Annotated in this window: 12 protein-coding genes; 8 read left to right on the forward strand and 4 right to left on the reverse strand. The window is 72.6% G+C overall.

Annotation, left to right across the window (positions count from 1 at the left end; translation table 11 throughout):
* Positions 1-3: 3 nt before the first annotated feature.
* Positions 4-1,230, forward strand: coding sequence for an aminotransferase class I/II-fold pyridoxal phosphate-dependent enzyme (locus BLU20_RS10860; RefSeq protein WP_083373037.1), 1,227 nt, complete (start codon positions 4-6; stop codon positions 1,228-1,230).
* A gap of 15 nt (positions 1,231-1,245) precedes the next feature.
* Here BLU20_RS10860 and BLU20_RS10865 read toward each other — a convergent pair whose 3' ends face one another.
* Positions 1,246-2,595, reverse strand: coding sequence for an LCP family protein (locus BLU20_RS10865; protein WP_231959199.1), 1,350 nt, complete (start codon positions 2,593-2,595; stop codon positions 1,246-1,248).
* A 25-nt stretch (positions 2,596-2,620) separates the two neighbouring features.
* A complete protein-coding gene (locus tag BLU20_RS10870) occupies positions 2,621-3,844 on the reverse strand; it encodes a multidrug effflux MFS transporter (protein ID WP_083372520.1) in 1,224 nt (407 codons plus the stop codon).
* Positions 3,845-3,938: 94 nt separating this feature from the next.
* Here BLU20_RS10870 and BLU20_RS10875 point away from each other — a divergent pair, with 94 nt between their 5' ends.
* Complete coding sequence (locus BLU20_RS10875) at positions 3,939-4,649, forward strand: SOS response-associated peptidase (RefSeq protein ID WP_083372521.1); 711 nt, start codon at positions 3,939-3,941, stop codon at positions 4,647-4,649.
* Here BLU20_RS10875 and BLU20_RS10880 read toward each other — a convergent pair whose 3' ends face one another.
* Together BLU20_RS10880 and BLU20_RS10885 are read right to left on the reverse strand one after the other, a co-directional pair.
* Positions 4,650-5,705 carry an adenylate/guanylate cyclase domain-containing protein gene (locus BLU20_RS10880; RefSeq protein ID WP_029252416.1) on the reverse strand — a complete coding sequence of 352 codons (1,056 nt, stop codon included), beginning with the start codon at positions 5,703-5,705 and terminating at the stop codon, positions 4,650-4,652.
* Positions 5,706-5,714: 9 nt separating this feature from the next.
* Positions 5,715-6,575: a biotin--[acetyl-CoA-carboxylase] ligase gene (locus BLU20_RS10885; RefSeq protein ID WP_083372522.1), complete on the reverse strand. Its 861-nt coding sequence runs from the start codon at positions 6,573-6,575 to the stop codon at positions 5,715-5,717.
* A gap of 112 nt (positions 6,576-6,687) precedes the next feature.
* Here BLU20_RS10885 and BLU20_RS10890 point away from each other — a divergent pair, with 112 nt between their 5' ends.
* The 6 genes from BLU20_RS10890 (at position 6,688) to BLU20_RS10915 (ending at position 13,380) form a co-directional block, all read left to right on the forward strand.
* The gene (locus BLU20_RS10890) at positions 6,688-8,295 is read left to right on the forward strand and encodes an acyl-CoA carboxylase subunit beta (RefSeq protein WP_231959200.1); all 1,608 of its coding nucleotides are present in this window, start codon (positions 6,688-6,690) and stop codon (positions 8,293-8,295) included.
* 28 nt (positions 8,296-8,323) lie between these two features.
* Complete coding sequence (locus tag BLU20_RS10895) at positions 8,324-8,839, forward strand: hypothetical protein (protein WP_083372524.1); 516 nt, start codon at positions 8,324-8,326, stop codon at positions 8,837-8,839.
* Positions 8,836-9,084, forward strand: a complete 249-nt coding sequence (locus BLU20_RS10900; protein WP_029252412.1) for an acyl-CoA carboxylase subunit epsilon — start codon at positions 8,836-8,838, stop codon at positions 9,082-9,084. Before BLU20_RS10895 ends, BLU20_RS10900 begins: the two co-directional genes overlap by 4 nt.
* A gap of 37 nt (positions 9,085-9,121) precedes the next feature.
* Complete coding sequence (locus BLU20_RS10905) at positions 9,122-10,819, forward strand: DUF885 domain-containing protein (RefSeq protein WP_083372525.1); 1,698 nt, start codon at positions 9,122-9,124, stop codon at positions 10,817-10,819.
* Positions 10,816-11,424 carry a Maf family protein gene (locus BLU20_RS10910; protein WP_083372526.1) on the forward strand — a complete coding sequence of 203 codons (609 nt, stop codon included), beginning with the start codon at positions 10,816-10,818 and terminating at the stop codon, positions 11,422-11,424. The genes BLU20_RS10905 and BLU20_RS10910 overlap by 4 nt, the downstream gene beginning before the upstream one ends.
* A 162-nt stretch (positions 11,425-11,586) precedes the next feature.
* On the forward strand, positions 11,587-13,380 hold the full coding sequence (locus tag BLU20_RS10915) for an acetyl/propionyl/methylcrotonyl-CoA carboxylase subunit alpha (RefSeq protein ID WP_231959201.1): 1,794 nt from the start codon (positions 11,587-11,589) through the stop codon (positions 13,378-13,380).
* The last annotated feature ends 28 nt before the right edge of the window (positions 13,381-13,408 follow it).

The raw sequence follows: 13,408 nt of genomic DNA on the forward strand, positions 1-13,408 counted from the left end.
GGCATGACAGGACGATGGTTCGACGTGGCCCGAGCCACGGGTCTGGTCCGCACGGACGGCTCGGTCGCAGGCTCGATCTTCGCCGAGATGACGGACCTCGCCGCCTCGACCGGCGCGCTCAACCTCGGCCAGGGATTCCCCGACGTCGACGGCCCCGCCGCCATGCTCGACGCGGCGAAGGCGGCGATCGACGCAGGGTTCAACCAGTACCCCCCGAGCGCGGGGACCGAGTCGCTGCGCCGCGCCGTCGCCGACCACCAGGCACGGCACTACGGGCTCACGCTCGACCCCGAGAGCGAGGTCCTGGTGACCACCGGCGCGAGCGAGGCGCTCGCGGCGACGATGCTGGCCCTGGTCGGGCCCGGAGACGAGGTCGTCACCCTTGAGCCCTACTTCGACACTCACGCCGCGACGATCGCGCTCGCAGGCGGGACGCACCGCACGGTGCCGATGCTCGCCCACCCGGACGGGTTCAGGCCGGACCTCGACGCGCTCGCGGCCGTCGTCGGCCCCCGCACCCGGCTCATCCTGCTCAACTCACCGCACAACCCGACGGGCGCGGTACTGACCCGCGCCGAGCTCGAGGCCTTCGCCGACGCCGCACGACGTCACGACGCGCTCGTCGTGACGGACGAGGTGTACGAGCACCTCGTCTTCGACGGCGTCGCGCACGTGCCGATGGCCTCGCTGCCCGGGATGGCGGACCGCACGATCACGATCAGCTCCGCGGGCAAGACCTTCTCCGTCACCGGGTGGAAGATCGGGTGGCTGCACGGTCCGTCCCACCTGGTGACGGCGATCAGGACGGTCAAGCAGTACCTGACCTACGCGAGCGGGGCACCGTTCCAGCCGGCGGTCGCGTCTGTCCTCGGCGACGACGCGGTCCCGCGTGCGCTCGCGGCGTCGTTGCAAGGACGCCGGGACGTGCTGTGCGAGGGACTCGACCGGGCGGGCTTCGAGGTGTACCGACCGCAGGGAACGTACTTCGTCGTCGCCGACGCCGCTCCGCTCGGCGTCACGGACGGCGTACAGTTCTGCCGCGACCTCGCCCGTGAGGGCGGGGTGGTCGGGATCCCCGTCGCCGCGTTCTGTCGCACCGGGGACGACGGTCGTCCGTCGGCGGTCGCCGACGCTCTCGCGTCGACCGTCCGGTTCACCTTCGTCAAGCAGGAGCACGTCCTGACGGAGGCGGTCGACCGCCTGACCCGGTATGCCGCCGCCCTCCGCTGAGCGGGCACGACGACCCTAGCTCGGGCAGACGCCGGGGGCGACCGTCTCCTCGACGGCCTCCTCGGCGACGTCCTCCTCGCCGGTCTCCGCGGAGCTGTCCGACGGCGTGGCCGACGATCCGGCCGGAGCCTCGGTGGTCGCGTCGCTCTCGCGGGCGGTCTCGGTGATCTCTGCCTCGGGCGTCGGCGGTGCCTCGTCGGCCGCGAGCCGCTCCCAGATCGCGTCGGCCTCGGCGGTCCAGACCACGCGGTTGCGGTCCGTCGGGGCCTCGACCACGGGAAGGCTCGTGAAGACCACCTGTTCCGGCGGGACCTTCGCCAACGACGCCGCAAAGCCGGCGAGTGCCTCCGGGCTTCCGAGACCCGGGCTAGTCGAGATCGACTTCAGGACCGCCTCGACGAGCTTGTAGAGCGCGGGCGAGTCCGTCAGCAGGTTCTTCTGGGAGACCTCGTGCACGGCGGCGTCGACGAACGCCTGCTGTCGTTCGATCCGGGCGAGGTCGCTCCCCATCTCGAGCCCGAATCCGGTCCCCTTGCGGGCGCGGAGGAAGTTGATCGCGGTCTCGCCGTCGATCACCTGCTCGCCGGCGGGGAGGTCGAGGTCGACCTGGTAGCCGTGCATCTCCTCCGGCAGGCACATCCGCACACCGCCGATCGCGTCGACGATCGGCGTGACGCCGGCCATCTGGACGACGACGTGGTCGGTGGTCAGCACCCCGGTGAGCTGTTCGATGGTGCGTCGCGTGCAGGCCGCGGCTCCCGCGATGTCGTCGGTGTCACCGGCTCCGAGCTGGAAGGCCGTGTTGAACATCGTGTTGTAGTGCACACCGGTCGTCGTCCCGTCCGAGCGGGTGCACTCCGGGATGGTCACGAGCGAGTCGCGGGGAATCGAGACGACCTCGACGCGGCTGCGGTCGCCGGCGACGTGCACGAGCATCGTCGAGTCGCTCCGCATGCCGGCGCCCTCGAGCTCGGTCGCCGCGCCGGCCACGTCGGCGTTGTCGCCGTCGCGGAGGTCGGTCCCCATGACGACGATGTTCAACGCCTGGTCGGCATAGGGGTCGACGAGTGGCTCCGCGGGGTCCTCGGGCTGCTTCTGGACGCCGGTCGGCATCGTCGGGCGGTCGGCGCCGAGGAGGTCGTCGACGTCGTGGACGTCCATCTGGCTCCGCAGGTCGACGTAGGCCGCCCCTGCCCCGACCATGATGAACGTGAGCACTCCGGTGAGCACGAGGCCCACGACCTTGCCCGCGTGCCGGCGCGCGGTCCCGGGGGTGTGCCGCGCGGGCAGAGCGCGCGCCGGAGGATCCATCAACGAGAGGTGACTCTCGTCGTCGGATCGGGTGGGGTCCTCGTCGTCACGCACCCCGTGACAGTACCCAAGCGCGGGATCAGGTGCCCACCGCTCCCGAGTGCCAGCCGCCGCGTCGGAACGCCGGGGTGGCGACGGCGAGGATCACGATCGAGAGGGCGACGGCCGCGAGCATGACGGTCGCCATCGCCTGCGCGTCACCGCCCAGGACTCCGACGAGAGGGCTGACGACGCCGGCGATACCGGCCTGGAACGCTCCGATGACGGCTGCGGCGGTCCCGGCCATCTCACCGTGGCGCGAGAGGGCGAGGGCGGACGCGTTGGCCGGGATCAGCCCCTGCATCGAGAGGGTGAGCCAGAGCGCGGCGAGCAGCCCGACGAGACCACCGGCCCCGGTCGACGCGACGACGAGCAGCACGACGGCGAAGCCCGCCTGCATCACGAGCGCGACGCGCAGGATCCGGATCGGCGCGACCCGGCGGACGAGCGAGGCGTTGACCTGCGCGGAGACCACGAGGCCGATGCCGTTCATCGCGAAGAGCGCGGCGAACTGCCCGTCGGAGAGCCCGTACCCCTCCTGGAGGACGAAGGGCGAGCCGACCACGTAGCTCATGAGCAGCGCCATGCCGAGCCCGGGGAGGACCGCGAGCGCCACGAAGTGCCGGTCCTTGACGAGGGTGGCGTAGCCGCCCAGGACGGACCGCATCCCGCCGGTGCGACGCCGCTCGACGGGCAGGGTCTCGGGCATCCACCGCAGGACGACGAGCCCGAGCACGAGCCCCATCACGGCGAGGACGACGAAGACGGCGCGCCAGCCCGCGACACCGGCGATGGCCGCGCCCAGCGTCGGGGCGAGCAGCGGTGCCAGGCCGATGACGAGCATCAGCCGGGAGAGGATCCGCGCGGCGTCCGAGCCCGTGAACTTGTCGCGGATGACCGCGATCGAGGCGATCTGGGCCGCGGCGTTGAAGAACCCTTGCAGCACGCGCAGGACGATCAGCCACTCGATGCTGCCGACGACGGCGCACAGCAGCGAGGTCACGACGTGCAGGGCGAGCCCGATGATCACGGGCAGGCGCCTCCCGTACCGGTCGGAGAGCGGTCCGATCACGAGCTGCCCGACGGCGCCGCCGATCAGCATGCCGGAGATGGTGAGCTGTGCGAGGGCGGGCGACGCGTCCAGGTCGGAGGCGACGTCGGGGAGCGAGGGCAGGTAGGTGTCCACCGTGAAGGCGGGCAGGGTCGCCAACGCGCCGAGGAGGAGCACCCACGCGACGGTCGATCGGGAGCGAGCGGGGGTCATGGGTCGGATACTACGGCCGTTCGGCACCCGTTGTCGTATCGATTCGACCGATGCTCCGGCGGCGTACTGCCGAAAGACGGGGCACCCTGGACGCATGTGTGGACGATTCGCGGCGTTCCGAGACGCCGAAGACCTCGCGGACGAGTTCGCGATCGCGCTCGTGGCCGACGACGCACGCCTGCTGCCGCCCTCGTGGAACGTCGCCCCGACCACGGCGGTGCGGATCGTCGTCGAGCGCGGCGAGAGGTCGTCCGACGACGTCGTGCGCTCGCTCCGGGTGGCGCGGTGGGGTCTCGTCCCGCCGTGGTCGAAGGACGCCTCGGCAGGCGCACGCATGATCAACGCCCGGGCCGAGACGGTCGCCGAGAAGCCGTCGTTCCGGCGCGCGTTCGGCGCCCGGCGGTGCATCGTCCCCGTCGACGGGTACTACGAGTGGCGGCGGACGACGTCGGGCAAGCAGCCGTACCGCATCACGCCACCCGGGGACGGCATCACGCCGCTGGCCGGGCTCTACGAGTTCTGGCGCGACCCCGAGAAGGCGGACGACGACCCGGCGCGATGGCTCGTCAGCACCACGATCGTCACGCGGGCCGCCGAGGGGGCGCTCGCGGAGATCCACGACCGGACCCCGCTGACGCTGGCCCGTGCGGACTACGCGCGCTGGCTCGACCCGACCGTCCCGGGCGACGACGTCCGGGACCTCCTGGCAGCCCCGGGCGTCGAGCTCGAGGCGTACCCCGTCGCCGCGCGCGTCGGCTCGGTCGGCCAGAACGACCCCGGTCTCCTCGAGCGGATCGAGGTCTAGCTACCCCTGGTAGGCGCGCTGCAGGCGGACGGGCTCCACCTGGCCGATCCCCTGGACCTCCTGCGGCTCGATCGCGGTCAGCGCGAAGGCCGGATCGGCCGCAAGCTCCGACGCGGTCAGCCGGTCGAGCAGGACGGAACCGGGCTCGGCCAGGTCTGAGAGGCGTGCGGCGAGGTTCACGGTCGGACCGAACACGTCGCCGAACCGGGACAGCACCCGGCCCCACGTCAACGACACGCGCACGGGCGGGACCTCGCCGTCGGCGCTGTCGTCTCCCGCCTCCGCGAGCGCGAGCGCGACGTGCGCCCCGGTGACGACGTCGTCGGCGATGAAGAGCACCGCGTCGCCGATCGTCTTGACCACGCGTCCGCCGGCCGACGTGATCCGGTCCCTCGCCTGCGTCTCGAAGACCTGCACGAACTCGGCCAGCTCTGCCGAGCCGAGACCCGCGGTCCGTTTGGTGAAGGACACGATGTCCGCGAAGCCCACGGCGCGCGGGAGCGGCAGCTGACCCGACCCCTCGGTCCGCGAGCCGCGGGCACCGGAGAACTCGACCTCGAGGCGGCCCGTCACCGCCGCGAGCTGACGGCGCCACGCGTGGAGCAGCTGTCGCTCCAGCACGGGCGCGAGGGCGGGGATCCGGTCGAGGGCCAGCAGCCGCGCGGTCGTGTCGTCGAGCTCGTACCGCCTGGCCATGTGCTCGATCAGCGCCTCCATCTGCCAGAGCGCGAGGCGCTCGGTGGTGTGCCCCATCGACCGGACGAGGGTCGTCTGCGACCGGTCGTCGAGGTCCTCGCGGCGGACGAGGTCGGCCATCTCGGAGATCGCGACGACGTCCTCGTCGGTGTAGCTCTGCTCAGCTGGGTCGGTGACCGGCAGGCCGAGCCAACGCCAGTACGCCTCGACGTCCTCGGGCGTCGCGCCCGCCGCCTCGGCGAGCTCGTCCAGCGAGAGCGTGCGCGCTCCGCCGAGAAGGGCCTCGTCGAGCCGGGCGGCGGTGGTCCGCTCGGCCGGGCTGGTCGGGCTGGGGGGTGGGGTCAGGTCGTCGGTCGGCACGGGCCAAGTCTAGTGACCGTGCTCACGTTCACTGTCACGCAGGTGGTGCACGTCGCCCGCGTGGAACTCCTGCTCCCCGTCGACGGTCGAGACGACGAGGGACCCGGTCGCCCCGAGACGCTCGGCGACACCCTCGACGGCCGTACCGTCGGGCAGCTCGACGCGAACTCGGCGACCCAGTGTCACGCACAGCTCGGCGCACTCGGCCGCGAGCCCCGAGCCCTGGACGTCGCCCCCGTCGGCCACCCAGCGCCCGAGCACCTCGGAGAACCCCTCGATGAGGGCGGTCAGCACGATCGCCCGGTCCGTCGTGGCCGCGCCGGCGAGCAGGAGCGACGTCGCCGTCTCGACGGGCAGCTCGTCGCTCGACTGCGTGACGTTGACGCCGAAGCCGACGACGACGGCCCCGTCGGTCAGCACGTCCGCCAGCAGGCCCGCGACCTTCCGGAGGACGACGGCGCCGTCGTCGGACTCGACCGGGACCAGGACGTCGTTGGGCCACTTCACGACGGCGTGCACGCCGGCCGTCGCCCGGAGCCCTCGCGCCACCGAGAGCCCGGCGAGCAGCGGCAGCCATGTGAGCGCCTCGCGCTCGAGCGGCGGGCGAAGAAGCAGCGAGGCGGTGATCGCCGCCCGCTCGGGCACGACCCACTCGCGCCCCTGCCGACCGCGGCCCGCCTGCTGATGGTCGGCCACGACCAGGGCCGGGTGCGGCCACGCCGAGGGATCTACCAGCGCCTCGCGCGCCAGCCACCCGCTCGTGGAGTCCACGGTCTCGAGGACCTCCAGACGGCGGACGGGTTGGCCGGGGCCCACGAGGAGCGAGTGCAGCAGGTCCGGCGCGAGCGCCGGGCGGTCGGGCTTCTCCATGCCTCCATCATGCTCTACCGCCCTCGTTTGTGGAGACCCACCAACGGGGAGCCGGTCGACGCTGGTGCGCCCGCCATCGAGTTGGCGCGTTCCACCAACTACTCTCGATCAGGTGAACCACGCCACCGATGCCTCAGGCGAAGCACTCGCCGGGACTGCCGCCGCCCTGGCAGACCTCGACCGCCGTCGCGCCGCCGCGACGACGGCACCCGAGGAGAACGCCCAGTCGAAGCAGCACCCGCGCGGCAAGCAGACGGCTCGCGAGCGCGTCGCCGCGCTGCTCGACGAGGGCAGCTTCGTCGAGCTCGACCCCTTCGTGACGCACCGGTCCCGCAACTTCGGCCTGGACGCCAGGCGCCTGCCCGGCGACGGCGTCGTCACCGGGCACGGGACCATCGACGGCCGCCAGGTCTGCATCTACTCCCAGGACTTCTCCGTCTTCGGCGGCAGCCTGGGCGAGGTGCACGGCGAGAAGATCACCAAGGTCCAGGACCTCGCGCTGCGCACCGGTGTCCCGCTGATCGGGATCTCTGACGGCGGCGGGGCCCGGATCCAGGAGGGTGTCGCCGCGCTCACCCAGTTCGCCGAGATCTTCCGGCGCAACGTCGCCGCCTCGGGCGTGGTCCCGCAGATCTCGCTGATCCTCGGCCCGAGCGCCGGCGGCGCCGTGTACTCCCCCGCCCTGACCGACTTCATCGTGATGGCCGACCAGACGTCGAACATGTTCATCACCGGACCCGACGTCATCCGGTCCGTGACCGGTGAGGACGTCGGCTTCGAGGAGCTCGGCGGCGCGCGGACCCACAACGAGCGCTCCGGCGTCGCGCACTACATGGGTGCGGACGAGGACGACGCGATCGACTACGTGCGCCACCTGGTCGGGTACCTGCCGCAGAACAACCTCTCCGACCCGCCCCAGTTCGTGCCCGAGGACGTCGACCTGGAGGTCAACGACCTCGACCTGGAGCTCGACACCCTGGTTCCCGACTCCGACAACCAGCCGTACGACATGCGCACCGTGGTCGACCACGTGCTCGACGACGGCGAGTTCCTCGAGGTCCAGCCGTTGTTCGCCAAGAACGTGCTCGTCGGGTTCGGGCACGTCGAGGGCCAGTCGGTCGGGATCGTCGCCAACCAGCCGTTGGCGATGGCCGGGACGCTCGACATCGACGCCGCAGAGAAGGCGGCCCGGTTCGTCCGGACGTGCGACGCGTTCAACATCCCCGTCCTGACGTTCGTCGACGTCCCCGGGTTCCTGCCCGGCGTCGGCCAGGAGCACGAGGGCATCATCCGTCGCGGTGCGAAGCTCATCTACGCGTACGCCGAGGCGACGGTCCCGCTGGTCACGGTCATCACCCGCAAGGCCTACGGCGGGGCGTACATCGTGATGGGCTCGAAGCAGCTCGGGGCCGACGTCAACCTGGCGTGGCCGACGGCGCAGATCGCGGTGATGGGGGCGGCCGGCGCGGTCAACATCCTCCAGCGCGGCGCGCTCAAGGCGGTCGCGGACGCGGGCGGAGACGTCGAGGCGGAGCGCGCGCGGCTGACGGCCGAGTACGAGGACGCGATCGTCAACCCGTGGGGCGCTGCCGAGCGGGGCTACGTCGACGACGTGATCCGCCCCTCCGAGACCCGGGTGCGGGTCGTCAAGGCGCTGCGCGCGCTGCGCACCAAGCGTGCGAGCCTGCCGCCCAAGAAGCACGGCAACATCCCCCTATGATCGTCGCGACCCAGCACGGGAGGCATCGATGACCCACGAGGACGGCCCCCACGGGCCGGCACCGCTGGACGCTGTCGACCCGGCGCCGCTGCACCAGGCCGTCGACGAGCTCGCCGCGGCCCTGCACTCGTACATCGAGACGGCCGCCGGGGTCCGCGGCGAGTTCGGCGCGTCGGAGTCGGACGACGACCCACGCGTCCTGGCCCTCGAGACGCGGGTCGGGGCGCTCAACGCGACGCTGTACGACCGGATTCACCAGACGCTCGGCATGCACCCCGATCTCACCGCCGCCGTGTGGGAGCCCGACGGCGAGGAGGGTGACCCGGACGAGGACGAGCTCAGCGCGGACGTCTTCTACCTCGGCTACGTCGTCGGCACCGCGCACGAGAACGCCGGAGGCTCGCTCGACGGCGTGATGGAGGTCGTCGACGCTGCGGGCTCGGACCTCGCGAACCGGCTCACCGACGCGGGCTATCGCGTGGGCGAGTGGGCGGTCTCCCGCGGCGAGGCACCGGACTTCTTCGACGAGGAGGACCCCTCATGACGGACCCGCTCCCCCACCTGCGCGTCGTCCGCGGCGCGCCGGACGAGATCGAGGTCGCCGCGCTCGTCGCCGGGCTCACCGCGGTCACGGGAGGCACGGAGCCCGACGACGTCGCACCCGTCGCCGAGTGGACCAACCACGTCCGAGTCCTGCGCGGCACCGGCGGGGGCGCGAGCGCACGCTCCTTCGGCGGACGCTCCGGACGGCACAACGCCGACGCGTGGCGCTGGAGCTACCGCTCGTAGGGCGACGCCGGTCGCCCGGACTGGGTAGCCTCACGGGGTGACGGATCAGGAACGGACACCCACACCGGTCGACACGATCGCCGAGCGCCACGTGCGTCGCGTCGCGGAGCTCGACCCGATCGCTGCGACCGCCATGGGCCTTCCGGGCCACGACGACCGGCTCACCGACCTCTCGCCCGACGGGCTGGCGCAGCGGGCGCAGGCGACCCGCACGACCCTGCGCGAGCTCGACGCGGTGGCCCCCGTGGACGACACCGACCGGGTGACCCTGGCGGCGATGCGGGAGCGCCTCGGCCTGGAGCTCGAGCTGCACGAGGCCGGCGAGGACCTGCGCGAGCTCAACAACATCGAGTCGCCGCTCCAGCGGGTCCGCGACATCTTCGACCTCCAGCCGACCGCCTCCGTCGAGGACTGGGAGGCGGTTCGTTCACGTCTCGAGGCGGTCCCCGAGGCCCTCGGCGGGTACGCCCGGTCGCTGCGCGAGGCCGCGGCGCGCGGGGACGTCGCGGCGCACCGTCAGGTGGTGGTCGCCGCCGGGCAGGCGCGCGAGCTGGCCGGCCCGGACTCGTTCTTCCGCTCCTTCGTCGCCGGGTCCGAGCGCGTTCTCGACGACTCGGGTGCGTGCCAGCTGCTGCGCGGGGACCTGGACCACGCGGCCCGGACCGCGGCGGAGGCGTACGGCGAGCTCGCCGAGGTCCTGGAGACCGAGCTCGCCCCGCAGGCACCGCTGCCCGACGCCGTCGGCCGCGAGCGCTACTCGCTCTGGTCCCGGTGGTTCCTGGGCGCCCGCGTCGACCTGGACGAGACGTACGCGTGGGGCGTGGCCGAGCTCGACCGGGTGATCGCCGAGCAGGAGGCCACGGCCCGCGAGGTCGCAGGTCCGCAGGCCAGCATCGCCGACGCCGTCGCGCTGCTCGACGCCGATCCTGATCGACGTCTGGTGGGCACCGAGGCGCTGCGCCGGTGGATGCAGGAGACGTCGGACGCGGCGATCGACGCCCTCGACGGCGTCCACTTCGACATCCCCGAGGCCGTGCGCACGCTCGAGTGCCGCATCGCGCCGACGCAGACGGGCGGGATCTACTACACCCCGCCGAGCGACGACTTCTCGCGGCCTGGTCAGATGTGGTGGTCGGTGCCGCCGGACGTCACGGAGCACAGCACCTGGATGGAGCGCACGACCGTGTACCACGAGGGTGTGCCGGGGCACCACCTCCAGTGCGGCCAGGCCGTCCACGACCGCGGGTCGCTGAACTCGTGGCGTCGCCTCGCCTGCTGGGTCTCGGGTCACGGCGAAGGCTGGGCGCTGTACGCCGAGCGGCTGATGGCCGACCTCGGTCACCTCGACGACCCGGGCGACCGCCTCGGCATGCTCGACGCGCAGCGGCTGCGGGCGGCGCGCGTCGTCGTCGACCTCGGGGTGCATCTGGGTCTCGAGGTCCCGCGTCGGTGGGGCTCGGGCCGCTGGGACGCCGACACGGCCTGGACGTTCCTGCGCGAGAACGTCGCACTGCCCGAGGCGTCCCTGCGCTTCGAGCTGGACCGCTACCTCGGCTGGCCCGGCCAGGCGCCGTCGTACAAGATCGGGCAACGCCTCTGGGAGCGCACCCGGGACGAGGCACGGGCCGCCTCGGCCGACCGTGGCGAGGACTTCAGCCTGAAGCGGTTCCACGCACGGGCCCTCGGACTCGGATCGGTCGGCCTGGACGTGCTGCGGACGGAGCTCGGCCGATGAGGCTAGTGCTGGGCTCCCGCTCCCCCGCGCGGCTCGCGACGCTGCGTGCCGCCGGGATCGAACCCGTCGTCCTCGTCTCGTCGGTCGACGAGGACCGGGTTCTCCGCGAGGCCGGCGACGTGACGCCGACCGAGGCGGTGACGCTGCTCGCGGAGGCGAAGGCCGCCGTCGTGGCGCGTGCGCACCCGGCCATGGCGGGCGACGTCGTGATCGGCTGCGACTCGATGCTCGAGCTGGACGGGCGGGTGCTCGGCAAGCCGGCCGACGCCGACGAGGCCCGGGCCCGCTGGCGGGCCATGCGCGGACGGACGGGCCACCTGCACTCCGGCCACTGCGTGATCCTCGCGGACGGGACGAGGTCGTCCGCGGTGTCGACGACGGCGGTGCACTTCGCGGACGTGAGCGACGAGGAGATCGACGCCTACGTCGCCACCGGCGAGCCGCTGCACGTGGCCGGCGCGTTCACGATCGACGGGCTCGGCGGCGCGTTCGTCCGTGGCATCGACGGCGACCATCACGGGGTGGTGGGCATCAGTCTGCCGCTCGTGCGCGAGATGCTGGTGGGCCTCGGGGTGCGCTGGACGGACCTCTGGACCACGACCTGATTGTCGCCGAGGAACAATCCCGCGCCCCTATCGGGCGCGGGGACGCGGTTCGCCTGTGCGATACCTACAAATCATGCCGGAGCGCGTTGGGAAGATTCCCAATCTTGCGCCGCGACCCGGACGGAACGTGTCGAGCGGGCACCGTCCGCGTTACGGTGAGCCGTGCCTGCCAGAAGAAAGCTCACCTCGGTGCTCGTCGCCAACCGAGGCGAAATCGCCGTCCGGATCGTTCGCGCCTGTGCTGACGCAGGACTTCGATCGGTCGCCGTCTACGCCGACCCCGACCGCGAGGCGCAGCACGTGCGCCTCGCAGACGAGGCCTTCGCGCTCGGCGGCTCGCGCGCCGCCGAGACGTATCTCGACGCTGCCAAGATCATCGACATCGCCCGCCGCAGCGGCGCGGACGCCGTGCACCCGGGCTACGGGTTCCTCGCCGAGAACGCGGAGTTCGCGAGCGCCGTGATCGACGCCGGCCTGATCTGGATCGGGCCGTCGCCGGCGGCGATCGACGCGCTCGGCGACAAGGTCAGCGCGCGCCACATCGCCCACCGCGCCGGAGCACCGCTGGTGCCAGGAACGGCCGACCCGGTCGCGGACGCGGGCGAGGTGCGCGCGTTCGCCGCCGAGCACGGCCTGCCCATCGCCATCAAGGCGGCGTTCGGCGGCGGCGGTCGCGGGCTCAAGGTGGCCCGCCGCGAGGACGAGATCGACGAGCTCTTCGACTCCGCGGTCCGGGAGGCGACCGCAGCCTTCGGGCGCGGCGAGTGCTTCGTCGAGCGCTACCTGGACAAGCCTCGCCACGTCGAGACCCAGTGCCTGGCGGACGAGCACGGCACCGTCGTCGTGGTCTCGACCCGCGACTGCTCCCTCCAGCGCCGGCACCAGAAGCTCGTCGAGGAAGCTCCCGCCCCGTTCCTCTCCTCCGAGCAGGTCGACGAGCTGACACGAGCGTCGATCGCAATCCTGCGCGAGGCCGGGTACGTGGGTGCCGGGACCTGCGAGTTCCTCGTCGGCCTCGACGGGACCATCTCGTTCCTCGAGGTCAACACCCGCCTGCAGGTCGAGCACCCCGTCACCGAGGAGGTCACCGGGATCGACCTGGTCCGCGAGCAGTTCCGGATCGCCGCCGGCGAAGAGCTGGGCTACACCACGACGACGCCCCGCGGCCACTCGCTCGAGTTCCGTCTGAACGGCGAGGACCCGGCGGCCGGGTTCCTGCCCTCCCCCGGCACGATCTCCCGTCTCCGGTTCCCGAGCGGCCCCGGGGTCCGGGTCGACTCCGGCGTGGTCGAGGGTGACACGATCACCGGCGCGTTCGACTCGATGATCGCCAAGCTCGTCGTCACGGGCGCCACGCGCCGCCAGGCCGTCGAGCGCGCACGCCGTGCGCTGGCCGAGCTCGAGATCGAGGGCATCCCGACGGTCGTCCCGTTCCACCGGGCCGTGCTCGACGCACCCGCCTTCGTGCCCGAGAGCGACGACGAGCCGTTCTCCATCCACACCCGGTGGATCGAGACCGAGTTCGCCGACACGGTGGCAGGCCTCTCGCCGGCGCCCGCTGCCCCGGCTGCCGACGAGGACTCCGCGCCCGCGACGGAGCGCGTGGTCGTCGAGGTCGGCGGCAAGCGCCTGGAGGTCGTCATCCCGGCCGGGCTGGGCGGGGTCGCGAACCGTGCGCGCACCGCGAACGCCGCACGCCGCCCCCGTCGTGCGGCGGCTCGTGCCGGCACCACGTCCTCAGCAACCACGCTCGCGTCGCCCATGCAAGGAACCATCGTCAAGGTCGCGGTCGGAGACGGTGACGCCGTCGCCGAGGGCGACCTGATCGTCGTGCTCGAGGCCATGAAGATGGAGCAGCCGATCCTCGCCCACCGGGCCGGGACGGTCGGCTCCCTCGCCGCGGCCGTCGGAGCCTCGGTGACCTCGGGGACCGCACTCTGCGAGATCGTCGGCTGACGGCCGCCGGGTCCCCGCGACCGCCGGC

Source organism: Paraoerskovia marina (genome assembly GCF_900105445.1).
Classification (GTDB): Bacteria; Actinomycetota; Actinomycetes; order Actinomycetales; family Cellulomonadaceae; genus Paraoerskovia; species Paraoerskovia marina.

What these genes read in the sequence shown, in the direction of transcription:
- BLU20_RS10860 (WP_083373037.1), top strand. Translation starts at nt 4, where the DNA reads ATGACAGGACGATGGTTCGACGTGGCCCGAGCCACGGGTCTGGTCCGC.
- BLU20_RS10870 (WP_083372520.1), bottom strand. Translation starts at nt 3,844, where the DNA reads ATGACCCCCGCTCGCTCCCGATCGACCGTCGCGTGGGTGCTCCTCCTC.
- BLU20_RS10875 (WP_083372521.1), top strand. Translation starts at nt 3,939, where the DNA reads ATGTGTGGACGATTCGCGGCGTTCCGAGACGCCGAAGACCTCGCGGAC.
- BLU20_RS10885 (WP_083372522.1), bottom strand. Translation starts at nt 6,575, where the DNA reads ATGGAGAAGCCCGACCGCCCGGCGCTCGCGCCGGACCTGCTGCACTCG.
- BLU20_RS10895 (WP_083372524.1), top strand. Translation starts at nt 8,324, where the DNA reads ATGACCCACGAGGACGGCCCCCACGGGCCGGCACCGCTGGACGCTGTC.
- BLU20_RS10900 (WP_029252412.1), top strand. Translation starts at nt 8,836, where the DNA reads ATGACGGACCCGCTCCCCCACCTGCGCGTCGTCCGCGGCGCGCCGGAC.
- BLU20_RS10910 (WP_083372526.1), top strand. Translation starts at nt 10,816, where the DNA reads ATGAGGCTAGTGCTGGGCTCCCGCTCCCCCGCGCGGCTCGCGACGCTG.